Below are 23,202 nucleotides of genomic sequence, written 5' to 3'. Positions count from 1 at the left end.
TGCTACAACCGGATCACACAATGAGAGTGGATCGGGAGTGGCAGATATGGACGGGCAGGTCAGACGCATGGTGATCATCGCTTTGGTCGGGATGGTCTTTGGCCTGTCGACATCGGCGGTCATCACGTCGGCCTCCGGCAGCAATGTCCGCTTCTATCACGGTCCTGAAGTCGCCTGCGTGCTGAACGCCGATCCACTCTGCGGCGGCGTGAAGTAGTCGTCCTTGAGGCGCGCCGCGGCTGTCGATTGCTTGTTACACTGTTCAGTCTATAATGGGACATGGACAAGCGAATCTTCCCCACCCGACCCCTTCCTTTCATTTCTCCCGATCCGTACGAGCCGCAGGTTTTTGATGACCCTGCAGCAGCCGTCGATGCGCTGAAGGCGCTTTATGAGCGCAACACCGCTTTTCTTAGCGACGCCTTCAAGGCGATTGCCAGTGGCGTGACGCCCGGCGCGCGCTTCCGGGCATTTTACCCGCAGGTCTCCATTGAGACGTCGAGCTTTGGCCATGTGGACTCGCGTCTCTCCTACGGCCATGTGACGGCGCCCGGCGTCTATACGACGACGATCACCCGTCCTGAACTCTTCCGCCACTATCTGAAAGTCCAGCTAGAACTGCTGATGAAGAACCACGGCGTGCCCGTCGTGGTTTCGGAATCGACGACGCCGATTCCCCTGCATTTCGCCTTCGGCGAGGGCGCCCATGTCGAGGCGAATTTCGTTGAGGGTGCGGAAGTCCAGTTGCGCGACCTCTTCGATACGCCCGATCTCAACACGACCGACGACGAGATCGCCAACGGCGAGTATGAACCGGCACCCGGCGAGCCAAGCCCGCTTGCTCCTTTTACCGCCCAGCGCATCGACTATTCGCTGGCGCGGCTGAGCCACTACACCGCGACCGGGGCCACGCATTTCCAGAATTTCGTCCTCTTCACGAACTACCAGTTCTATATCGACGAATTCTGCAAATGGGCGCGCGAGCAGATGGCCGGCGGCGGCAACGGCTACAGCGCTTTTGTCGAGCCCGGCAACATGATCACCTATCCGGGTGAGACTGAGCCCAGCGAAGGTGGCGCTCCCCGCCTGCCGCAGATGCCGGCCTATCACCTGAAGAAGAAGGGCCATGCCGGCATCACCATGGTCAATATCGGCGTCGGCCCGTCCAACGCCAAGACGATTACAGACCATATCGCCGTGCTGCGCCCGCATGCCTGGCTGATGCTCGGCCACTGCGCCGGCTTGCGCAACTCCCAGCGTCTCGGCGACTACGTTCTGGCGCATGCCTATATGCGCGAAGACCATGTGCTCGACGACGACCTGCCGGTCTGGGTGCCGATCCCGGCGCTGTCGGAAGTGCAGGTGGCGCTCGAAGAGGCCGTCGAGGAAGTCACCGGCTACAGTGGTTACGAGCTGAAGCGCATCATGCGCACCGGCACGGTCGCCACCATCGACAACCGCAACTGGGAACTGCGCGACCAGCGCGGCCCGGTGAAGCGCCTGAGCCAGGCGCGCGCCATTGCGCTCGACATGGAATCGGCGACCATCGCCGCCAATGGCTTCCGCTTCCGCGTGCCGTACGGAACGCTGCTCTGCATTTCCGACAAGCCGCTCCACGGCGAGTTGAAACTACCCGGCATGGCGACTGCCTTCTACCGAACGCAGGTCAACCAGCATCTCCAGATCGGCATCCGCGCCGTCCAGAAAATGGCCGAAATGCCCTCGGAAAAGCTCCACTCGCGCAAGCTCAGAAGCTTCTTCGAGACGGCGTTCCAGTAAGCCTTCTGGCGGGGCGAGGGGCTGCGTCGATGGAGCTTGCTGAGCTTGGCGACCGCATCTGCATCCTCGGCCCGTCCAATAGCGGCAAGTCGACGCTGGCCAATGCCATAGCCCGCAAGCGCGATCTGCCGGCTGTTCATCTCGACCAGCTTTATCATATGCCCGGCACCGACTGGGTGCCGCGCCCGCGCGAGGAATTCTTCGCGTTGCATGACGAGGCGATTGCCGGCGAGCGCTGGGTGATGGACGGGAACTACTCCGCCTGCATGCCGCAACGCTTCGCCCGCGCCACCGGCGTCATCCTCCTCGAAATCTCGACCGCGCTCAGCCTCGCTCGCTATTTTCGCCGAACGCTCTTTCAGAGTGACCGGATCGGAAGTCTGTCTGGCGGTCGGGACAGCATCAAATGGATGATGATCCGACACATTGCGGTCGTGACACCGAGGAACCGGGAACGGAATCGCAGGACATTCGCCGATGTCGGCCTGCCCAAGATCCATCTACCCTCGGCCGCGGCAATCGAAGCGGTGTATAAAGAATGGAACCTTCAGCGATAGATCTGTTTGATTTCGGCGGGAGCCGAATATTCAGGCCCGTTCATCCGTAGTACAATCGGATGTCAGGCCCTACAGATCGCGTTCGGGCGCAAAAGGCATCCGCCCAGCAGAGGTTGCAGTGTCAGACGTATATTCTATCGCCTGTACCTAAACCGTTGTCGGTCATTTGCGACCTTGCTTTCGAAACAGCAAGCCTGCGCCGTGCCCTGCTCTGACAGAAAGAGGCGCCGGCTTGCGAACTCAGGATTGGAACCCCGGATGTACCGCTTCATCGTGACCAGCAGATACTCTTCCATGCTTCTCGCCCTTGGCGTCCTCTGGGCCGCCAGTTCCGCCGCCCAGGCGGCCGCAGACTGCCAGCCTGTCTTCGACGCCTATGAAGCGCAGATGAAGGTGCCCGCGATGAAGAAGACAGTGAAGACGCCAGGCATGAAGGACCCGGCTGAACTGATCTTGACGCAGGATGCGCTTTACGGCCGTGTCGGTGCCGCGGATACTTGGGACAAGACTCCCTTGAGCCCTGCAGTTCGTGCGATGATGAAGGAGAAGACAGCCTCGCCCAAGACCATCACCGATTGCAGCAAGCTCGGGGCCCAGCAGATGGACGGTGTCGCGGTAACGGCTTACGAAATTTCGCCCACTGCGGCGACCGGCAACCTGCCCGGCGAGAAGCTGACGGTTCTCATCGATGACAAGAGCGGCCTGCCGGTCTCCGAAACAGCGCTCAAGGCCGGTACGGAGGCGAAGATCGTCTACGAAGGCGTCACCGCGCCCATGCCGTGAGCGACGCGGCCCGGACGTCCGGCCAACAGGATTTGCCGACATCGCCAGTCTTGATGAGGTTTCATGCTCTCACGCTGGCCTTGGTTGCGCCGCCAGTGGCTGGCGCGCATCCGATATCGCGCGCTTCTGACGGATCAATAGATGACTGGGCCGGCGGTGCTGTCCTTCAGCCGTCGCCCGATGCGAGGCCGCCGAGAAAACTCGACAGAAGCGCATTCAGCGCCATCCGCTCGTCCGACGATAGCGGGCCGACAATCCGGTGCTGGTTCTCCACATGCGCCGTCACGGCCTCATCGATCAACCTCAACCCCTCCGGCGTCAGCGCCACGATCATGCTGCGGCGGTCTTCGGGGTTGGGTTCTCGGGAGACAAGACCTGCCTTTTCCAACTGGTCGATACGGTTCGTCACCGTTCCGGACGTGATCATCATGCTGTCCATCAGCGCGCCGGGTGAGAGTGCATAAGGCGCGCCGTGCCGCCGAAGGGTCGCGAGAACATCGAAGCCGGCGCTGTTTAGACCGAAGCGGCCGAAGACCTTTTCCTGCTCCCGCACGATCTTTTCGCGCAGCCGCCCCAGCCGACCGATGAGGGCCATGGGCGCGACATCCAGATCCGGCCGCTCCCGGTTCCATTGCGCCACGATCCTGTCGATGTCATCCGGGGTCTTTTCACTCATGCAGAAAACGTCACCACGAATTTATCTTGACGTCAAGATTTATCCATTTATCTTGAGGTCAAGATAAATGGAGGCTTTCATGCCCGCCGTCGCCCTCTCCGACATTCTGTTGACTGCGCTTGCACCGCTGATTTGGGGCAGCACCTATATCGTCACGACCACCTTTTTGCCCGGTCTCGATCCGCTCTTCGTTTCGGCGCTCCGAGCCTTGCCGGCCGGCATTCTGTTGCTGGTGCTGACACGGCAATTGCCAACCGGCATCTGGTGGCTACGCGCTTTCGTCCTCGGCGCGCTCAATTTCTCGATCTTCTGGTGGATGCTCTTCATCACGGCCTATCGTCTGCCGGGCGGGGTGGCCGCGACCGTTGGCGCGGTCCAGCCTTTCATCATCGTCTTCCTCGCCCGCGCGCTCGTCGGCACGCCGATCCGCGCTGTCTCCGTTCTTGCTGCTCTCGGTGGGGCGCTGGGCGTCGCGATCCTGATCCTGAAACCAGGCGCGGCCCTCGACCCGCTCGGCGTGGTGGCCGGGCTGTTCGGCGCGCTTTCCATGGCGTTTGGCACGGTGCTCACCCGTCGCTGGCAGCCGCCAGTGCCGCTCTTGACCTTCACCGCATGGCAGTTGAGCGCCGGCGGCATTCTCCTGCTGCCGGTCGTCTTTCTGCATATCCATGATCTGTTGACACTGACCGCCGCCAATCTCGGGGCCGTCGCTTATCTAAGCTTCATCGGCGCGGGTCTCACCTATGCGCTCTGGTTCCGCGGCATCGCGAAGCTCGACCCCAACCGCGTTTCGCAACTGGCCTTCCTCAGCCCCGTCGCCGCCGTCACCCTCGGCCTGATCTTCCGCCATGAAATGCTGACGCCCTTCCAGTGGGCCGGCATGGCGCTGATCTTTTGCAGCATCATGCTCGGCCAACGGGGAGGGCGCGCAGCAAAAGCGAGGCCGGGAATTTAGCCGACCTGATTTTCCTGGATCACGATGACCTTCGTGCCGGTCGGCACGCGGTCGTAAAGATCAATGACGTCATAGTTCAGCATGCGAATGCAGCCGGACGACATGGCGTAGCCGATGGATTCCGGCTGGTTGGTGCCGTGGATGCGGAAATGCAGGTCGTTGCCGCCGCGATAGAGGTAGAGGGCGCGCGCGCCAAGCGGATTGTTAGGGCCGCCCGACATGCCGCCGGCGAGCTTGGCGTATTTGCCGGGGTCGCGCTTGATCATGTTGGCGGTCGGTGTCCAGGTCGGCCATTCGGCCTTGCGGCCGACATAGGCATTGCCGCGCAGCTGCAGGCCTTCGCGGCCGACGCTGACGGCGTAGCGGATCGCCTTGTTGTTGCCGAGGATGAAGTAGAGCCGCCGTGCCGGCGTGTCGACGATCACCGTGCCGGGCTTCTCGCTTGAAGGATAGTCGATTTCCGCACGGCGCAGTTCCGGCTTGATCTTGTCGAGCGGCATGCCCGGCAGCGGATGCTCTTCCTGCGGCTTCGGGCCATAATTCGCGGCCTGCTGGGCGTTCTGCGTGGTGCAGCCGGCAAGGGCTGCGGAAAAGCCGAGAAGAAGGCTGCGACGGGTGATCGGCATGGATTTTCCTTCGGGGGAGGGAGAGGATTCGGTGCCGCAGAATTACCTTAATTATGGTAAACCGAAGGTTAACGGCGGCGTTTAACCGAGCCGCCGGAGAACCCTCGGCAGCGCATCTTCAAACAGGGAGAGATCGGCTTCAGGCCCGACGCTGACACGGATGCAGCGATTGAGCGGCGCAACGCCCGGCAGCCGGATGAACACCCCTTCCTCCATCAAACCATCCACGATGGCGCGCGAATAGGGGCCGTCGCGGCCGGTATCGATGGCAACGAAATTCGTGGCCGAAGGCAGCGGCGAGAGCTGGTTTGCGCGGGCGATATCGGCTATCCGATCGCGCGCCGACTTGACGCGGGTGAGCGTTGCTTCGAGATAATCCCTATCGGCAAGCGCAGCCATGGCAGCTGCAATCGCAATCCGGTTCATGCCGAAATGGTTGCGGATCTTGTCGAAGGCGTTGGCATTCTCCGGCGTCGAGATCGCATAGCCGACCCGCGAACCCGCCATGCCATAGGCCTTGGAGAAGGTGCGCGTGCGGATGACATTCGGCAGGTCGATCAGGCTCTCGATGGACGGAATGGAGCCGGCAGGTGCTGTCTCGCCATAGGCCTCGTCGAGGATCAGCAGCGCCGTTTCCGGCAGCGCCTTCGCGAACGCGACGATCTTCTCCGCGCTGTGCCAGCTGCCCATCGGGTTGTCCGGGTTGGCTACATAGACCAGCGGCGCGTTCTCGCGCTTCACGGCATCGAGTAACCCTTCCAGATCCTCGTGGTCGTTCTTGTAGGGCACGGCGACCAGACGGCCGCCAAAGCCTGCGACCTGGAAATTGAAGGTCGGATAGCCACCGAGCGAGGTGACCACCGGGGTTCCTGGCAGCACGATCATGCGCACGATGAGACCGAGCAACCCGTCGATACCACCGCCGACATTGAGGTGATTGGGAGTGACGCCGAGATGGGCTGCAAGTGCCACTCGCAGATCATAATTCTCCGGGTCGGCATATTGCCACGTCTCGCGCGCGGCCTGTTCCATTGCAGCGATCGCCTTCGGCGAGGGGCCAAAGCCGTTCTCGTTCGCGCCGATGCGCGCCTTCACCTTCAGGCCGCGGCTTCGTTCGATGGCCTCGGGACCGATAAAAGGGATGGTGGTGGGCAGCGAATTGATGAGCGGCGTGAAACGGCTGAAACTGGACATGCGACGAAAATGCTCCCTGAAGGCGTTGCGCTAGAATAGGGAGAAACGCATCGTCGGCAAGGGCTACTTGGTTTTGAAATAGTCCGAGCGGATCATCTTGTGGATGAGGTGTTCGTCGATCTGCGCGATGAACTTCACGCCCACCTTCCGGTCCTTGCGATAGATCTCGGCACAGCCGATGCGGTTGGGAAAACCCTCGATCATCAGATAGTAATGCTTGGGCAGACCGATGCAGTGGCTGAGTTCCAGACCGGCGCCTGCAACCGATATGTCCACCACTTTCGCCTGGCGCTCGTAAAGCCCGGTCAGGCCGCGCCCGATGGTCACGATTCGTGCGTTCTGCCGCACCTTGTAATGCTCGAATTTCCGGTCGTAGACGCCGGATTGAACGTCGGACATGTAGGTGGATTTGTCGAGCATCGGAGGGACCTGTCTTTCGGTTCCCCCACTCTGGCGCAGATCCCTTCCATCGGACTGAAGGAAATCGTTAAGACTTGATCGATCGCCAAATCATTTCAGGGTTCAGTTGCTGAGTTCGAACGCCGCGTTGCGGCGCAGGATCATTTCTAGAAAATCATCTGCCAGCAGCATGTTGAACTTCAAAGACACAGATTCCAGCGTCCGCTTGACCAGCGTGCAGCCCATCTCGTCGTGAAGGCCGTTGATGATGATGAAGAAATGGCTCGGCACCATCAGGTCGGGTTCGACCTTCAGCTTGGCGCCGCTCACCGATACATCCTTCATCATGCACAGCGCTTCGCTGGACTTGAAGTGATGGCCGATCATAATGAGCCGCGTCGGCAGGTTGACCGGAAATCGTTCGTAGTCGAACTCGGCTCCCGGCCGGTGCGGTTCAGTCCCGTTAAAATGCAGGCCCATGCTTGGCCCCCATATCGACTGTTAAACCTGATTGCAGAATAACGTAGACCTCTCGCCGGAAGCTTAATGCGTTCCGTCAAGTTTTAGGCTTTTCCAGATTTGGGAGCGTCCTGCGGTCGCAATGTCACGCAAATTGCCGCCTGTAGGCTGCAGGGCTGATGCCAAGCCGGGTGCGGAAGTGATGGCGCAGGTTTGCTGCGCTCCCATAGCCCGCGACTCTGGCGACCTCTTCGAGGTCGCCCCGCGCGTCCGCCTCCAGCAGCCGTTGCGCTTCACGTAGCCTTGTCATGGCGATCCACTCGCCCGGCGATACGCCGGCGGCCTCTTCGAACCGGCGCTGGAAACTACGCAGGCTCATGCCGGCGCGCTTGGCCAGCATTGTGAGCGGCAGGTCGCTCCCAATATTCTCCCGCATCCAGTCGAAGAGCGGGCTCAGCCGCTCTTTCTGGTGATCGCGGGCAACCGGGCCGGGAATGAACTGCGCCTGTCCGCCCTCGCGATGCGGTGGCACGACAAGCCGCCGCGCGACACTGTTGGCCGCCTCCGTCCCGAAATCCCGCCGCACGACATGCAGGCAGAGATCGATCCCCGCGGCGCTGCCGGCGGCGGTGAGGACCGAGCCGTTGTCGACATAGAGCACCGACGGATCGAGGTCGATGTCCGGAAAGCGTGCAGTGATCGAGGCAGCATAGCGCCAATGAGTCGTCGCTTTCAGTCCCGACAGAAGGCCGGCCTGCGCCAGCACCGTGATACCCGAACAGAGCGACATGACGCGCGCGCCACGCTGGTTCGCATCACGCAAGGCCTGAAGAAGTTCTTCCGGCGCTAAGGCATCGATCGCGCGCCAGCCGGGAACCACGATGAGATCTGCTTCGCCAAGATGATCAAGCCCGCCACTGGCCATGACGGTCAACCCGCCGGCTGCCCGCAATGGGCCGTCTTCGACAGCCACGACCTGATAGCGATACCAGCCGGGACCCATTTCCGGACGCGGCAGGCCGAAAACCTCATAGGCCACGCCGAATTCAAAGGTACAGAGCCCGTCATAGGCGAGCACGGCGACACGCGGGCCATGGGTGGGCGAAATGTGGTCTGGCATGATTTCGACGATAGTTGTCATTCACGCCAATTTCAAGCGGAGCGAACCTTTTGTATCAATCGTTCGCAACGGAAGCAGAACAAGAGGAGCCAACATATGCCAAGCCCGGTCGCCGAGATTCCCGCAGCCGCTAGTTCAGATGCAGAACGCCACTTTGCCGCCAAGTTCACCTTTGAGACGGATTGCTGGGATGTTCATGCCTCGCAGCAGGCTGGGCTAAGCGACTTCGTTCTTCTCGATGTCCGGTCCCCAGATCTTTACCGCAAGGGGCATCTGCCGGGTGCCTTGAACCTGCCGCACGGCAAGATGACCGCCAACCGCATGGCTGAATGGTCGCAGGACACGCTCTTTGTCGTCTACTGCGCCGGCCCTCATTGCAACGGTGCGGACCGGGCCGCTCTTCGCCTCGCACGCCTTGGCCGCCCGGTAAAGATCATGATCGGCGGCATAACCGGCTGGGCCGACGAGGGTTTTGAATTCAGAACGGAATTGGACTGAAACGGCTTTCCAATGCCACACACTCCGGCTAGTTTCGCGCGCGACAGGGTGAAGCGTGGAGATTATGACGTGTCCGAACGGCTGGTGATCATCGGGGGAGGGCAGGCGGCATTCGCCTGCGCGGCAAAGCTGAGGGCGCTGAACGACATGCGTCCGATCACCATCGTTTCCCGCGAAGACGCCTATCCTTATCAGCGGCCACCGCTGTCGAAGAAGTATCTGTTGGGTGAGATGTCGCTTGATCGGTTGATGTTCCGCACCACGGAATGGTTTGCCGAAAACGCCGTCGATGTTGTGACAGGCGTCAGCGCCGTGTCGCTCGACCGCGCGGGCAAACAGGTCACTCTCTCAAATGGCGAAAGCCTTGACTATGGTCAGGCGGTGTTTGCCACGGGCTCAACCCCGCGCAGCCTGCCCGAATCCATGACGCAAGGGCTCGGCGGCATCTTCACAATCCGCAGCTTCGCCGATGCCGACCGATTGCGCCCCCATATGGTGGCCGGAAAGCGGCTGCTCGTCGTCGGCGGCGGTTATATTGGCCTGGAGGCAGCCTCCGTTGCGCGGCATCTCGGACTCGAGGTGACCGTCATCGAGGCGGCGGAGCGCATTCTTGCACGCGTGGCATCTCCGGCAACCGCTGACATCTTTCGGGCGATCCACCGCCATCATGGCGTCGAGATTATCGAAAGCGTTGGACTTGCCGCATTAGTGGGCGAGGCGGGCCATGTAACCGGCGCCGAACTCTCGGATGGCCGCCGCCTGGAGATCGATCTGGTCATTGCCGGAATAGGTGCCTTTGCCGAGGATGGCGTGGCACGCGCTGCTGGAATCGCCTGCGGCAACGGTATTTCGGTGGACGAATTCGGCCGCACCTCCGACCCGAACGTCTACGCGATGGGCGATTGCGCCGAACAGGACTGGAAAGGCCGGCCAATCCGCCTGGAATCGGTCCAGAACGCCGTTGACCAGGCAGAAAATATCGCGCTCAACCTGACCGGAGCAAATGAACCCTATCGCCCGAAGCCATGGTTCTGGTCCGATCAATACGATGTCAAGCTGCAGATTGCCGGCTTTAATGCCGGTTATGACGAAACGATCGCCCGTCCCGGCGCGCGCGAGGGCGCGTCTTCCGTCTGGTATTTCGCTTCCGGCGATCTCATCGCCGTGGATGCCGTCAATGATGCCAAGGCTTACGTGGTGGCCAAGAAGCTGCTGGACAGCGGCAGGCCTGCACGCGTGCGAGACGCGGTCTCCGACCTCGGGGTTGATATCAAGTCATTGATTTAGCGGACTTCTACCAACGCAGTTCATGGGAATAACTGTTCCAGAGCTCCAGCAGGCTGGACGCGTGGGATCTCGAAACATTCGGCCTTCCTGGACAGCGAAGTTGATGGTGCGTTCCTGGCGTTGTTTAATTCAAAATTGATTGCGTATCGCCCGGTCAAATAGGCTTTTGCAATTCATTTCATATAAATATTCATATATATTACGCAAGCAAAAGGGGGCGATAGTTTCGCCCCCTGGTGTTTTTTTCAACCTATGCACCCCAAAATTATCAGGGATTTTGGTGAGTTGCTTAGAACGAACGTTCGAAGCGGAGGAAGCCCGAGGAGGTTTTCGTGCTGGTATACTTGCCTTCGGCGAGGACTGCGAAGCCGTTGGCGACGTTCCAGCCCAGATCGCCGACAACGTTCCAGGTCTTCGGCGTGAAGGAGTAGGAGTAGTCAACTGCAGCAAAGATCTGCGAGGTCAGGTTGACCTTGCCACCAGCTACCATGCTGAAGCCCTGAGCCGGAGCGTACTGGCTGTTCGCGCTAGCCGAGTATACACCGATCAAGCGAAGCGTAACCGGGTTGAAGATCGCCTGAACATAGCCCTTCGCGCCAAAAGCCTTGGCTGCAATGTCGTAGTTAACAGCGATCGCGCCCGAGAAGGGATCCTTGTCGATGTTACCATAGCGTACGCCAGCGTTCAGACCGGCGGTCTTGCCAGCAACGTTCGACCAGTCATCAACGCCAGCAGAATATGTAAGGGCACCCGACTTGCCGTAGACGGCAGCGTAGGACGTCGTGATACCCTTGTGGTTGCCGCCGTCATCGGTCAGACCACCGGCAACGATGTTACGGTGCAGGTAGGTATCGAAGTTACCGACTTCGAAACCGAACGCGCCAGCGTCAACACCAGCGTAGAATGCGGTGGTGAACCCGTTGTAAGTCGTACCCGTGCTGACGCCGCTACCCGCAACCGAGCCGCTATTGCCCGTGATGCGAATGAACGAATAAACAGTACCGACTTCAGTCGAGTTCTTCGCATTGACTTCGATACGACCATAAGAGCCCGTATTCGACGACCAGTGATAGCCCGCATTTGTCGGCGTGCCGGCGGCCTGCGTTGTCAGAAGGGCGGGGTTGTTGGAGTAGTTCAACTGCCAGCGAACGCTGCCGTTGATCTTGAGGCATGTTTCGGTGCCGGGAATGTAGAAGTAGCCGGTACCGAATGCGTCACAAACTTTTACGTATTCCATCGGCTCCGGAGCGGCAGCAACGATAGCATCAGCAGCCTGGGCACCGGAAACAACTGCGAACGCAGCCGCCGTCCCAAGGAGGAGACCCTTGATATTCATCTGAATGACCCCATTCAAAGAGTGTTAGGTAACGTCAACTAGCCCGTCCCCGAAGAGAGGCGGCCTTCATCGACATTCTGGAGAAAAGCGTCGCACGCATACAAAGTGCTGCGATCATCTTTTTGCCGGCCAGCCTTCGGGCTATCCCGGATATGAAATGGAGGCCCGGCGAACCGGACCTCCACAGAAAAACCCTTGCGGATTAGAAGCTGCGCTGTACGCGCAGGAAGCCAGACGAAACCTTGGCGCTGGTGTACTTGCCTTCCACGAGGAGGTCGAAGCCCTTGGCAACGTTCCAACCCAGGTCGCCGGCAACCTGCCAGGTCTTCGGCGTGAAGGAGTAGGAGTAGTCAACAGCTGCAAAGAACTGCGGGGTAAGCTGAACCTTGCCGCCAGCTACGATGCTGAAGCCCTGAGCCGGAGCGTACTGGCTGTTTGCCTTAGCCGAGTAGACGCCGATCAAGCGCAGCGTAACCGGGTTGAAGATCGCCTGAACATAGCCCTTCGCGCCAAAAGCCTTGGCTGCGATATCGTAGTTTACATCGATAGCGCCCGAGAAGGGATCCTTGGCGATGTCGCCATAGCGAACGCCAGCGATCAGACCAGCGGTCTTGCCAGCAACGTTCGACCAGTCGTCAACGCCAACTGCCCAGGTGATCGCACCCGACTTGCCGTAGACGGCAGCGTAGGACGTCGTCATGCCCTTGTGGTTGCCGCCGTCATCCGTCAAGCCGCCAGCAACGATGTTGCGGTGCACGTAGGTGTCGTGCGAACCGACTTCAAAGCCGAATGCGCCAGCGTCAACACCAGCGTAGAAGGCTGCGTTGAAGCCGTTATACGTGTTGCCGGTGCTTACGCCCGAGCCGGAAACGAAACCGTTGTTGCCCTGAATGCGGAGCCAGGAGTAAACGGTGCCAACTTCGGTCGAGTTCTTGGCGTCGATTTCAACCTTGCCGTAGCCGCTGTTGAACGAAGACCACTTGTAGCCGGGGTTCGTCTGCGTAGCGCCGAAGAGCGGTGCGTTGGAGTAGTTCAGCTGCCAACGAACCTGACCCGAGATCTTCAGGCAGGTTTCGGTGCCGGGGATGTAGAAATAGCCCGTGCCGAAAGCGTCGCAAACCTTGACGTATTCCATGGGTTCCGGAGCTGCAGCGACGATTGCGTCAGCGGCCTGTGCGCCGGATACAACTGCGAAGGCAGTTGCGGAGCCGAGAAGAAGGCTCTTGATGTTCATTTTTGACCTCCAGTCAATTGTTCAAATTGGGAGCGAGTTAACTGCAAGGCAGTTTCCCTGCCCGTTCCCAAACCAAAAGAAGAGCGGCGACTTCCGCCTCGCTTCCGGATTTGAAAATACAAAACCGTTTCGATGGCGCAATCATCAACTGCGTCCCGAGGCATCGTTTCCCCTCGCTTCATGAAACGTTGTTGCGCAAAAGACACGAATTGGACCGACGCAGCGGCAATTCGTTACCGATGAATTAACAAAAGTTCTTTTGGATCAAAAGCTTGTGGTGCGGAATTTAAGATTTTATCAATCTTTTGGATGCGTTCGGAAGGCATGGAGATCCCGTTTTGAAACGGGTTTGGCGCACCCAGCCTGGGTCTTGTGACGAGTTGCAGGGTTGCAGAAAACGGTCCCTGAGCAACTTTTGGGAGCTATCCGGCGCGAGATGCGCAGTGAGTCCCTCCGGCGATTCTCTTAACGCCTGGAATCGTTTTCGCCCGATCTCCTGTGCACAGCAGATCATCGCAATATGTTTTTGATGAAGTTTGCTGTTGATTCAACGCAGCCTTTTCTTTATCAGCCGCTTCGTGGTTGGAGAGGTGGCCGAGTGGTCGAAGGCGCTCCCCTGCTAAGGGAGTATACCTCATAAGGGTATCGAGGGTTCGAATCCCTTCCTCTCCGCCACTGAAACTCTTGTACATACCGAAGAGATAGGTAACAGATTGTCCCCAAGACTTGGGTGACAACCTCTTGCCGAGCGGGTTGTCGATTGTTCGCAGCGGTCAAGACGCCCGGAATGTTCATATTTGACTGGAGGTCAAAAATGAACATCAAGAGCGTTCTTCTCGGCTCCTCAACCGCCTTCGCAGTTGTTTCCGGCGCACAGGCCTCTGATGCAATGATTGCTGCAGCTCCGGAACCCATGGAATACGTCAATGTTTGCGACGCTTTCGGCACCGGCTACTTTATATTTCCGGCACCGAAGCATGCCTGCGTATCGGCGGTCTCGTTCGCTGGCAGGTCGGTTGCGGCAATAACCCGCTGATGCTGGGTTCCACGAGTCCTGGCTACAAGTGGTCTTCCTGCAACGGCTCGCTCTACCGCCTCAGCATCGCCGCCAAGAACTCGACTGAGGTCGGCACATTCTACTCCTTCGTCCAGATCCGCGGTTGCAACGGTTCCGTCGCTGATAACGGCATCAACACCGGAACCAATGACAACGGAAAAATCGCCTGCTTCCAATGCGGGCATCGATTCTGGCGCTTATGGAATGGAAGTCGGTTCATACGACCGCTGCTGGACCCGCTTCTTCGGCTACGGCGGCTTCCTCCGCTTCGAGCGCACATTCTAATCAATGCTCCTTGGTATAAGTCGGACGGCTTTTTGTTCGGAACAAGACTGCCTGGGGGGGCGTGCGAGCGGCTCCTAGTTGCAAAAATGTTGCACCTGCTTCGTTTATTCTGTGTCTGTTTTGTGTCACGAGTTTGCAGAGGTTGCCACGCTTGGTCGAATAAGTTACCTCATTTGGTCATTAACCAACCTTATGAGGGGATATCATGAAGATTAAGGGCCTGCTTTTCGGCTCCGCCGCAGCTCTCGCCGCGGTTTCTGGTGTAAACGCTGCTGACGCCATCGTTGCCGCGGCTCCGGAACCTATGGAATACGTAAAGGTTTGCGACGCATTCGGCACCGGCTACTTCTACATCCCCGGCACGGAAACCTGCCTCAAGATCAGCGGCATGGTTCGCTATGACGTGGGCTATAGCAGCAACTCCGGTCTGTTCGGCGCTGGTCCGATTAACCAGAACTACAAGTGGACCACCTATTCCAACGGTGTGAACGCGAACAGCTCGACGCAGGCTCGTCTGACCGTTGAAGCCAAGAACAGCACCGACGTCGGCACTGTTTACTCCTGGCTGCAGTATCGTGGCATTGCAGGTTCTGTAGCGGGCACGGGCGTCAGCACCGGCAACACCTACAACGCAACCGCTGCCTGGTTCCATGCAGGCATCGACGCTGGCGCGACCGGCTTTGAAGTCGGTTACAATGAAACCGCATGGGTTCGCTTCTTCAACTATGGCGGCTTCACCGATTGGGGTGGTCTGTACCTCTATGCAGTTCGCTCCTATGCCGTTGCTCAGGGTAAGGTTGGCGCCTTCTCCTACATTGCAGGCGCCGAAGACCTGACCAACACGGGCGGCAAGACCGCTGGCATTCTGGCAGCCGGCAAGGGCACTTTCGGCAATTACGAAGCAGCTCTGGGCTTCAACTACGATGTTGCTGACCGTTCGTGGGCTGGGCAGGGTTACGTCAGTGCGACGATTGACCCGGTTATGCTGAAGTTGATGGGTACGTATTCGCAGACGTCGACCAGCGCTTATGCTCTTTCAACGGTTCGTGGCGTAAGCTATAGCGGCTTCACGCTGCTTGCTGGCGCACGCGTCAACATCTCTCCGAAGCTGTTCGCGGCCGTCGATTACTCCTATGCCTTCACTCCGCGCTATCAGTTGGTTGTCGGCAACATTGGCTATAACGTTGCCAAGGGCTTCGATGTCCTGGTCGAAGGCCGTTATGACAGCGACCGCGTAGCCGGTGGCTTCCTGCGCTTCGAGCGTAACTTCTAATCATCAAGACATGCGCGGAACCTCAACGGTTCCGCGCTCATTTCACGGGGCCGGGCGCACAGCGTTCCGGCCCTTTGTCGTTTGCGGCTGCCTCGGTCGGTAGCGCCAAGGCACCGGCCGGCTGAATCGCATTCGGCCAACATGCTTGCCTTTGCTTCCCGCCGCCATTATCTCCTGAAACAGGCACAGGCGGGATCGGATCATGAACAGCGGCTTCTTCAATATTCACCGTCACGGTTTCGTCCGCGTGGCCGTCGCCACGCCTGCGGTTGTTCTGGCGGACCCGATGGCCAATGCGAAAGCCACGATCTCGATGGCCCGCGACGCTGACGCGCAGGGCGCATCGCTCGTGCTCTTTCCGGAACTTGGCATTTCAGCCTATTCCATCGACGATCTGCTCCAGCAATCAGTGCTCCAGAAGGCGGTGCACGATTCGCTTGCCTTCATCGCCGAGGCGAGCCGTAATATGGCATGCGTGCTTTTTGTCGGCGCGCCGCTCGCTGCAGGCGGACGCCTCTACAATACGGCCATCGCCATCCATGGCGGCCGGTTCCTTGCTGCATATCCCAAGACCTACCTGCCGAATTACCGCGAATTTTATGAGAAGCGGCACTTCGCTTCCGGCGGCGGCGCCGTTCCGGCGGAGATTCGAATCGCGGGAGAGCTGGTTCCCTTTGGTACGGATATCGTGATCGCGGCGGAAGATATGGCAGGTCTCGTCCTGCATGCCGAGATTTGCGAGGATGTGTGGACTCCTGTACCGCCGAGCACCTATGCGGCGATGGCCGGCGCGACGGTGCTGGTGAACCTTTCCGCCAGCAACATCACGATCGGCAAGGCAGAGGAACGTCACGCGCTCTGCCGCGTGCAATCCTCGCGCTGCCTTGCGGCCTATCTCTATTCGGCGGCAGGTGCCGGCGAATCGACGACGGATCTGGCCTGGGACGGGCAGGGCGCCATCTATGAATGCGGCCGCCTGCTCGCGGAAGCCGAACGCTTCGCACCAACCCCGCAGACAATTTTCGCCGATATCGATCTCGGGCTCATCGAGACCGAACGGCAGCGTCAGGTGACCTTCGGCGATTGCGCCGACCAGTCGGTGCGGGGCCGGACCTTCCGCAGGGTGTCCTTCCGTCTGCAGCCCGACATGAAGAGCGATCTGGGCCTCATGCGCGCCGTGCCGCGCTTTCCTTACGTGCCCGATGATGCCGCGCGTCTCGCGGAACTCTGCTACGAAGCCTATAACATCCAGTCGCATGGCCTCGTGCAGCGCCTCAAGGCCTCCGGTGTCCGCAAGGTCGTCATCGGTGTTTCTGGCGGGCTCGATTCGACCCAGGCGCTCCTCGTCGCCGCCCATGCCTTCGACCGTCTCGGTTTCCCGCGCACCGACATCCTTGCCTACACGCTGCCGTCGTTTGCCACGAGCGCGAAGACCAAGGAGAGCGCCTGGGCGCTGATGCGGGCGCTGGGTGTGACGGCACAGGAAATCGACCTCACCGATGCGAGCATGGCCATGCTGCTCGACATCGGCCATCCTTACGCCAAGGGCGAGAAGGTCTATGACATCACCTTCGAGAACGTGCAGGCCGGCGCGCGCACCTCGGTGCTTTTCCGCCTGGCCAACATGCATGGCGGAATCGTGCTCGGAACGGGTGACCTTTCCGAGCTGGGGCTTGGCTGGTGCACCTATGGCGTCGGCGATCAGATGTCGCACTACAATGTGAATGCGTCGGTGTCGAAGACCCTCATCCAGCATCTCATCCGGTGGGTCGCCGATACCGGCACCTTCGGCGAGGAGGCGAAGGCCGTGCTTCATGCGATTCTGGCGACCGAAATCTCGCCCGAACTGGTTCCTGGTGACGACAACAAGGGCGAGCCGGCGCAGAAAACGGAAGATTTCGTCGGTCCCTACGCCTTGCAGGACTTCAACCTGTACTTCACCACGCGCTACGGCTTCGCGCCTTCCAAGATCGCCTTCCTCGCCCACCATGCTTGGCGGGAGGCTGCCATGGGCATGTGGCCGCCGATGACGCCGGACAACAAACGTGTGAGCTACGATCTGGAGACGATTGCGAAATGGTTGCGCGTCTTCGTGCGTCGCTTCTTCGCCACCAGCCAGTTCAAGCGCTCAGCCGCGCCGAATGGTCCGAAAGTGTCTTCCGGCGGTTCGCTCTCGCCGCGTGGCGACTGGCGCGCGCCCTCGGATGGGAACGCCAACGTCTGGCTGCAGGAACTCGAGGCAAATTTGCCGCCAGACCTATCCACGAAGCGCTGACTCGGTCCGGCGGAGAATGACCCCGTTAAAGGGCGTACACGACCTGCTTAGACGCGGGCGTAAATGTCTTCGATCCGCTGGATGTCGTCCTCGGCGATATAGCTGCCGGTCCTGACCTCGATGAGTTCCAGCGGCACCTTGCCTTCGTTGGCAATGCGGTGGACCACGCCGACCGGCACGTAAACCGACTCATTTTCCGTCACCAGCCGCGTGTGATCGCCGATGGTGATCGTCGCCGTGCCACTAACCACGACCCAATGTTCCGCCCGGTGCATGTGTTTCTGAAGCGACAGCATGCCGCCGCAATCGACCGTGATGTGCTTGACCGCGTATCGCGCACCGTCGACGACGCTGTCGACCGTGCCCCAGGGCCGATGGCTGCGGCGGTGGCCGTCGGCCTGCGGGATCGCTCGGGCTTTCATTTCGTCCACCAGCTTCTTGACGTCCTGCACCTTGTTTTTGGGCACGACCATGACGGCATCGCGTGTCGACACCGCGATCAGGTCTTCAACGCCCACCAGCGTTGTGTAGATGCCCTCCGAGTGGATCAGGCAGCCTGACGAATTCAGGGCCATGCCCTCGCCATAGATGACATTGTCCTTGTCGTCACGGTCGAGCACTTCCCAGATCGCATCCCAGGAGCCGACATCCGACCAGCGGAAATGTCCGGTCACAACCGCCATCTCCTTCGTCTTCTCGATGACGGCATAATCGATGGAGTTCTTCGGCGAGCGCTCGAAGCTCTCCTGATCCAGCCGTACGAAGCCCAGATCGTGCGTGGCCTTCGCAACCGATTCTTCCGCAGCCTCGAGAATGGCCGGCGCATGCTTGCGAAACTCCGCAATCATCACATCCGAGCGGAAGAGGAAGTTGCCGGAGTTCCAGAGATAGCCCTTGCGCAGATAGTCCAATGCGGTTTCGGCATTCGGCTTCTCCACAAATGCGTCGACGAGGGCCAGATCCGGATTGCCCCCTATGGGCGTTCCGGGGCGGATGTAGCCATAGCTGGTGCGCGGTTCGGTCGGCTTCAGGCCAAAGACGACGATCTTGCCGTCACGTGCGGCTGTCGCACCAAGCTCTACGGATTTTGTGAACAGGTCGTCGTCCAGAACCATGTGATCTGCCGCGAGCGCCAGCACCAGCGATCCGGCGGCTCTTCGCTCGGCCATCACCGCAGCCACAGCCACGGCTGCCGCGCTGTCGCGGCGTGCCGGTTCCAGCACCACGGTTGCCGGGTGCCCGGCTGCTTCTGCCTGACGGCGAGAAAAGAAGCGGAATGCGTCATTGGTGATGACGATCGGCGCGTCGTAGACTTTTGGGTCACCCACTCGGCGCAACGTTTCCTGATAGCTGGAAAATTCACCAGTCAGCGGCTGGAACTGCTTGGGCAGATCATCGCGGGATACCGGCCAGAGCCGCGCGCCTGCGCCGCCTGCAAGAAGGATGGGGATGATCTTCTGGGAATTCGTCAAAACATCTCTCCGATAACCGACCGCAGAAGGCGATCAACTGTCTTCCGGCGGCGCCGGGTATGCGCAAAAACCGCCCTCGAACGGCGGCAACCTACAGGAGATGCCTCGGCGGGAAAACCCGGACAGGCTGGAAAACCTTGAAGCGTGGTTTACGCTGCCCGGTTGAGAAACGTTGCGATGGCGTCCGCTGTTCCATCGAGGTGAAGCAAGGGCGCGTGGCCTTGATCAGGAACAACAAGCACCTCCATGTCGGGGTTCCTGTCTCGCATCCGCTGAAGAATGTCCCCCGTGAGCAGAACGGAGTTCTCGCCCCGGATCGTCATCAGCGGATTGGCCCGAAACAGGTCGAACTGTTCCCATAGTTCGGGCAGCGGCTGGCTGAGATCAAGGGCGGCCATGCCCGCCGCTATCGCCGGATCGTGGTCGGGCTCGAAACGGCCGTCCGTTTCCCGCATGTTCGCTTGAGCAAATTCCAGCCAGTCCTGATCCGTGAGCTTGGGAAACGCCGGTGCGTGAACGTACTTCAGCGCTGCGGCGGCCTCGGCAAGCGTCGCAAAGCTGCTGCGGTGTCCAAGATAGGACTGAATATGCCTCAAGCCCTCCATGCCGATTGCCGGCCCGACATCGTTCAGGACGACCGGCCCCAGCAATTGCGGCTGAACCGCCGCGAGCACATGAAGGATCAGCCCGCCGCGCGAGGTGCCGATGAAGGCGGCGCGATCAATACCCAGCGCCGAAAGCACCGTCATCACGTCACCGGCCTCATGCGGAACGGTGTAGCGCGAGGGATCGCTGTCTCGCTCAGAACCGCCGCGGCCGCGCGTGTCGATCGTCACCACACGGCGCGGCGTCTGCGCATCGGTCGAAAGCATGAGCGCCAGCTGATGAAAATCGCGGCCATTGCGCGTGAGCCCGGCAAGGCAGACCACCGGCAGCCGGTCCAACGCGCCATTTGCATCCCGTCCGTATTCCCGCGCGTAGAGCGTCAATCCATCCGGCGAGGGGATGTGATGTTCGAGATAGTGTGTTGTCATGTCATGGCTCCTCCCGACCGCGGTAACTCAGCTGAGCTTCGCTGACACGAGACGATTGATGCTGACACCCTGTTCTGCCGCCTGGATCGCAAGGTTTCGATGCTGCTCCGGCGGAATTCGGACCTGAAACTTGCCGCTATATTCCTTTTCAGCCAGCGGAGTAGGGACGTGCTCACCGCTGGCAAGCATATCCTCCACGACCCCCTTGACCAGCTTGGTCAGGCCTTTCAGCGCCGCAGCCTGATCGGATGCCACATAAGACATGCTCGGGAACTCTGCGCAAAGCGCCACGTATTCCCGGTCCTCTTCTGACCATGTAATGCGGTATGTGTAATGCAGGTGATTAACCACGGTCGCCTCCGTCCAATTTCCTGATAGCCGCCAGCACTTGTCTGACCTGATAGGCTTTCGCCTTGCCATTCTTCCCCTTCTGAATATTCACGCGGGGATCGCCCATCCAAGGCGTTTTATAGACATTGTGGCTCGTGCCTTTCTGCCGGGGCGGCCCGAAAAAGTGCTCGCAGACTGAAGATAGCACGGAGAACCTTACGTCCCGCGGTGCCTGCTCCATCTCCTGAACGATCTTGTCGATCTGCTTCATGAAGGAACACTAGTATCATTAGTGATACTGCGGCAAGCGGTTTCGTTTATCCACCCGCCGTCAAATCCGCCTTGATATTCGCCCCCAGCCCGAGCTGAAGCTGATAGGCCTCGAAATTCTCCATGACGCGCATCACATAGTCGCGCGTTTCCGGGTAGGGGATCGATTCGATCCAGTTGAGGACGAATTCGAGGTCTTTGCCGCGCGGATCGCCGAAGCGGGCGAGCCATTCGCGCACCTTGCCCGGCCCGGCATTGTAGGCGGCGAAGGTAAGCACATAGGAGCCCGCCTGTCGCTTGATCTGGTTGTCCAGATATTGCGTGCCGAGAATGGCGTTATAGGCGGAATCCGCGGTGAGCTTTTCCGGCGCATAGGCGAGGCCGAGCTGTGAGGCCATGTCTTTCGCAGTGCCCGGCAGGATCTGCATGAGGCCAACCGCGCGGGCCGCCGAGACTGCCTTGGCGTTGAAGCCGCTCTCCTGCCGTGCAATCGCATAGGCCAGCGCAAGCTGTCGCCCGGTGAGACCGGCCGTATCCGGGATTGCGCCAAGCGGATAGGCCAGCGCCGCGTCATCGCCACCCTTCGCATAGGCCTTCTTGCCGATATCGAGCGCCAATGCGCTGTCCTGATCGCGCTTTGCTTTCTCCGCCAGGATTGTCAGAACGTCCGGATCATCGATCTGGTCGGCAAGACCGCGATAGAGACGCTTGGCGGCGGTGGGATAGTTCTCCTTCTGCAGCAGGTCGATCGCTCGCACGCTCTCCTGGCCGGCAAAGAGTAGCCTTTCAGAGGGTGTCGGCTGGCTCTTCTCGCTGTCAGCCTCCGGCAGGCGCACGGAAATCTCCGTCGCTGCGATCAGCCCATAGAAGGAGTGGTCATACTCGGCCGCATCGGCAAAATAGGTTTTCCCGTCACCACCTGCGGCTCTGTCGGCGCGGCCGAGCCAGTAGAGGGCGCGCGAGGCCGTCTGCGGCGTGGTCGCTCCCTCAAGCAGCTTCTCGAAATGCGCTTTGGCGAGTTTGCCATCCTTCAGCCCGACCAGCGCATACCAGCCGGCATGAAATTCGGCATCCGCCATGGCGGCAGGCGAAGCCGCAACATGGGCAGCGGCGAGATCATAGGCCGCCTTGAACTTGCTTTCCTCGAAAAGGCCGCGGCTGACGATCCGCTGCTCGTGCCACCATTCGTCCGAATTGACGCGATCGGAAGCGGCCGGCGGCAGCCTTTGCAGGAGCGCGGCAGCCCCGTCGAAATCGTTTGCCTGCTCCTTTTGCAGGACGTTGGCAAAGAGCAGCGCACTGTCGCCCTTGAAGCCGGTCTCTGCCGCTTTCAGGAGTTGAGGTGCCTTCGGGCTCTGTTTGATCGCCGCAACCCATGCATCGTAAAGCGGCTGCGCATTGCCGAGCTTGGCAAAGCGCGCTGCCTGTTTCATCCGGTCGCGGTAAAGCAGATAGGCCATCCGCGCCTTGTGGTCGGCAGGGGTGAGCATGTCGGGGAAACGTGTAAGGACCTCGCCTTCCAGCCAGGTGTTGAGTGCATTCGTTGCCCAGAGATTGGCGATGATTCCCCTGGCCCGATCAGCCTCCCCAACATTCTTCAGCGCGCGGGCGAAGAGCAGGCTCCCTTCCGGCGTCTGCGGCTGACGCAGGCGGAAGGCGGCAAAGATCGCGTCGTCGCTGGGGCGCTCACGGTAGAGCGCGCGTTCAAACTGGCGATCCAGGTCGGCGAGGCCTGGCCAGCCGGATAGTTCTTCGCGCGCCGAGAGATATTCCGCGCTGGAAACGCCGGACAGCCCCGACGTGACGATGGCATAGGTCAGCGCCTTGCGCTCGATGCCGTCGCGCGGCACAAGGTCGTCGCGCGCGTTGAGAGCCGCCTGTGTGTCATTGCGCTTAAGCGCTTCCACACCCAGCGCAAAGGCACCCTGCGAGGCGGCGATAATGGCCTTTTGCGGCGTCTTGTCGGAGGAGGAGGTCGCATCCTTGTCTGCGCCCATCAGCGTCGGCGTTGCCACGCTGTAAAGCAGCACCGGGCCCATCGCCTCCCACCCGGCAATGGGTGCGAGGACGGCCAGAGCTATGGCGATGGGTGCGGTCACTTTCGTCATGCGTCTCGATGGGTCTTCCGTCACAATATACGGTTCGCGCGTTGCATAAAGCTTGTCCCGGTTACGATTTTCGTTCTTCCAAGGCGTCACAAACTCCTCTAAGAAACGCGATCGGGAACAAGGTCTGAAGCTCGAAGCAGAAAGCGCCTGACCAAGAACAATAATCAGGATTGCGGCTAAAGCTTGTGGGCCGCC

Annotated in this window: 23 protein-coding genes, 1 tRNA gene and 1 pseudogene; 12 read left to right on the top strand and 13 right to left on the bottom strand. The window is 60.1% G+C overall.

All coding sequences use genetic code 11. From position 1 onward, the window contains the following. The first annotated feature begins 46 nt into the window (after positions 1-46). From ABID16_RS07735 to ABID16_RS07720, 4 genes are all read left to right on the top strand, one after another. Positions 47-217, top strand: a complete 171-nt coding sequence (locus tag ABID16_RS07735; RefSeq protein WP_354555708.1) for a hypothetical protein — start codon at positions 47-49, stop codon at positions 215-217. Positions 218-279: 62 nt separating this feature from the next. Beyond that, positions 280-1,779, top strand: a complete 1,500-nt coding sequence (locus ABID16_RS07730) for an AMP nucleosidase (RefSeq protein WP_354555707.1) — start codon at positions 280-282, stop codon at positions 1,777-1,779. Positions 1,780-1,808: 29 nt separating this feature from the next. Next, positions 1,809-2,336: a P-loop NTPase family protein gene (locus ABID16_RS07725; protein WP_354555706.1), complete on the top strand. Its 528-nt coding sequence runs from the start codon at positions 1,809-1,811 to the stop codon at positions 2,334-2,336. Positions 2,337-2,594: 258 nt separating this feature from the next. Further along, the gene (locus ABID16_RS07720; RefSeq protein ID WP_354555705.1) at positions 2,595-3,119 is read left to right on the top strand and encodes a hypothetical protein; all 525 of its coding nucleotides are present in this window, start codon (positions 2,595-2,597) and stop codon (positions 3,117-3,119) included. Positions 3,120-3,285: 166 nt separating this feature from the next. On the opposite strand, the gene ABID16_RS07715 is transcribed toward ABID16_RS07720, so the two are convergent. Continuing rightward, a complete protein-coding gene (locus tag ABID16_RS07715) occupies positions 3,286-3,795 on the bottom strand; it encodes a MarR family winged helix-turn-helix transcriptional regulator (RefSeq protein WP_354555704.1) in 510 nt (169 codons plus the stop codon). 79 nt (positions 3,796-3,874) lie between these two features. On the opposite strand from ABID16_RS07715, the gene ABID16_RS07710 reads away from it, so the two are divergent. Then, positions 3,875-4,750 carry an EamA family transporter gene (locus tag ABID16_RS07710; RefSeq protein ID WP_354555703.1) on the top strand — a complete coding sequence of 292 codons (876 nt, stop codon included), beginning with the start codon at positions 3,875-3,877 and terminating at the stop codon, positions 4,748-4,750. On the opposite strand, the gene ABID16_RS07705 is transcribed toward ABID16_RS07710, so the two are convergent. From ABID16_RS07705 to ftrA, 5 genes are all read right to left on the bottom strand, one after another. After that, a complete protein-coding gene (locus ABID16_RS07705) occupies positions 4,747-5,376 on the bottom strand; it encodes a L,D-transpeptidase (RefSeq protein ID WP_354555702.1) in 630 nt (209 codons plus the stop codon). The two genes, ABID16_RS07710 and ABID16_RS07705, sit on opposite strands and share 4 nt — an antisense overlap. A gap of 81 nt (positions 5,377-5,457) precedes the next feature. Next, positions 5,458-6,570, bottom strand: a complete 1,113-nt coding sequence (locus ABID16_RS07700) for a pyridoxal phosphate-dependent aminotransferase (RefSeq protein ID WP_354555701.1) — start codon at positions 6,568-6,570, stop codon at positions 5,458-5,460. A 63-nt stretch (positions 6,571-6,633) separates the two neighbouring features. Continuing rightward, positions 6,634-6,990: a PilZ domain-containing protein gene (locus tag ABID16_RS07695; RefSeq protein WP_354555700.1), complete on the bottom strand. Its 357-nt coding sequence runs from the start codon at positions 6,988-6,990 to the stop codon at positions 6,634-6,636. Between the two features lie 102 nt (positions 6,991-7,092). Beyond that, positions 7,093-7,449 carry a PilZ domain-containing protein gene (locus ABID16_RS07690; RefSeq protein ID WP_354555699.1) on the bottom strand — a complete coding sequence of 119 codons (357 nt, stop codon included), beginning with the start codon at positions 7,447-7,449 and terminating at the stop codon, positions 7,093-7,095. Between the two features lie 124 nt (positions 7,450-7,573). Further along, positions 7,574-8,569 carry a transcriptional regulator FtrA gene (gene ftrA / locus ABID16_RS07685; RefSeq protein WP_354555698.1) on the bottom strand — a complete coding sequence of 332 codons (996 nt, stop codon included), beginning with the start codon at positions 8,567-8,569 and terminating at the stop codon, positions 7,574-7,576. Between the two features lie 75 nt (positions 8,570-8,644). On the opposite strand from ftrA, the gene ABID16_RS07680 reads away from it, so the two are divergent. Beyond that, positions 8,645-9,046, top strand: a complete 402-nt coding sequence (locus ABID16_RS07680; protein ID WP_354555697.1) for a rhodanese-like domain-containing protein — start codon at positions 8,645-8,647, stop codon at positions 9,044-9,046. A gap of 69 nt (positions 9,047-9,115) precedes the next feature. After that, positions 9,116-10,333: an NAD(P)/FAD-dependent oxidoreductase gene (locus ABID16_RS07675; protein ID WP_354555696.1), complete on the top strand. Its 1,218-nt coding sequence runs from the start codon at positions 9,116-9,118 to the stop codon at positions 10,331-10,333. A 289-nt stretch (positions 10,334-10,622) separates the two neighbouring features. On the opposite strand, the gene ABID16_RS07670 is transcribed toward ABID16_RS07675, so the two are convergent. Together ABID16_RS07670 and ABID16_RS07665 are read right to left on the bottom strand one after the other, a co-directional pair. Continuing rightward, positions 10,623-11,669, bottom strand: a complete 1,047-nt coding sequence (locus ABID16_RS07670) for a porin (protein ID WP_354555695.1) — start codon at positions 11,667-11,669, stop codon at positions 10,623-10,625. A 202-nt stretch (positions 11,670-11,871) separates the two neighbouring features. Beyond that, positions 11,872-12,903, bottom strand: coding sequence for a porin (locus ABID16_RS07665; protein ID WP_354555694.1), 1,032 nt, complete (start codon positions 12,901-12,903; stop codon positions 11,872-11,874). Here ABID16_RS07665 and ABID16_RS07660 point away from each other — a divergent pair. The 5 genes and pseudogenes from ABID16_RS07660 (at position 12,896) to ABID16_RS07640 (ending at position 17,793) form a co-directional block, all read left to right on the top strand. After that, positions 12,896-13,087 carry a hypothetical protein gene (locus ABID16_RS07660; RefSeq protein ID WP_354555693.1) on the top strand — a complete coding sequence of 64 codons (192 nt, stop codon included), beginning with the start codon at positions 12,896-12,898 and terminating at the stop codon, positions 13,085-13,087. The two genes, ABID16_RS07665 and ABID16_RS07660, sit on opposite strands and share 8 nt — an antisense overlap. A gap of 400 nt (positions 13,088-13,487) precedes the next feature. Continuing rightward, positions 13,488-13,578, top strand: a tRNA-Ser gene (locus ABID16_RS07655). Positions 13,579-13,717: 139 nt separating this feature from the next. Continuing rightward, positions 13,718-14,118 (top strand): annotated as a pseudogene (locus ABID16_RS23620) (porin); the annotation flags it as partial. Between the two features lie 332 nt (positions 14,119-14,450). Continuing rightward, entirely contained in the window at positions 14,451-15,518 is a 1,068-nt protein-coding gene (locus tag ABID16_RS07645) for a porin (protein ID WP_354555692.1), read from the top strand. A 202-nt stretch (positions 15,519-15,720) separates the two neighbouring features. After that, complete coding sequence (locus ABID16_RS07640; RefSeq protein ID WP_354555691.1) at positions 15,721-17,793, top strand: NAD(+) synthase; 2,073 nt, start codon at positions 15,721-15,723, stop codon at positions 17,791-17,793. Positions 17,794-17,840: 47 nt separating this feature from the next. On the opposite strand, the gene ABID16_RS07635 is transcribed toward ABID16_RS07640, so the two are convergent. The 5 genes from ABID16_RS07635 to ABID16_RS07615 all read right to left on the bottom strand — a co-directional run bounded on the left by ABID16_RS07635 (position 17,841) and on the right by ABID16_RS07615 (position 23,007). After that, on the bottom strand, positions 17,841-19,265 hold the full coding sequence (locus tag ABID16_RS07635) for a mannose-1-phosphate guanylyltransferase/mannose-6-phosphate isomerase (protein WP_354555690.1): 1,425 nt from the start codon (positions 19,263-19,265) through the stop codon (positions 17,841-17,843). 149 nt (positions 19,266-19,414) lie between these two features. Continuing rightward, positions 19,415-20,299, bottom strand: coding sequence for an alpha/beta fold hydrolase (locus ABID16_RS07630; protein WP_354555689.1), 885 nt, complete (start codon positions 20,297-20,299; stop codon positions 19,415-19,417). A gap of 27 nt (positions 20,300-20,326) precedes the next feature. Beyond that, the gene (locus ABID16_RS07625; protein ID WP_354555688.1) at positions 20,327-20,650 is read right to left on the bottom strand and encodes a type II toxin-antitoxin system HicB family antitoxin; all 324 of its coding nucleotides are present in this window, start codon (positions 20,648-20,650) and stop codon (positions 20,327-20,329) included. Then, on the bottom strand, positions 20,643-20,900 hold the full coding sequence (locus ABID16_RS07620) for a toxin HicA (protein WP_354555687.1): 258 nt from the start codon (positions 20,898-20,900) through the stop codon (positions 20,643-20,645). Before ABID16_RS07620 ends, ABID16_RS07625 begins: the two co-directional genes overlap by 8 nt. A 46-nt stretch (positions 20,901-20,946) precedes the next feature. After that, entirely contained in the window at positions 20,947-23,007 is a 2,061-nt protein-coding gene (locus tag ABID16_RS07615; protein ID WP_354555686.1) for a lytic transglycosylase domain-containing protein, read from the bottom strand. Positions 23,008-23,202 lie beyond the last annotated feature (195 nt).

Source organism: Limnomicrobium aquaticum, assembly GCF_040545545.1.
Taxonomy (GTDB): domain Bacteria; phylum Pseudomonadota; class Alphaproteobacteria; order Rhizobiales; family Rhizobiaceae; genus Ensifer_A; species Ensifer_A aquaticum.
This window is presented reverse-complemented; position numbering and strand designations above follow the sequence as displayed.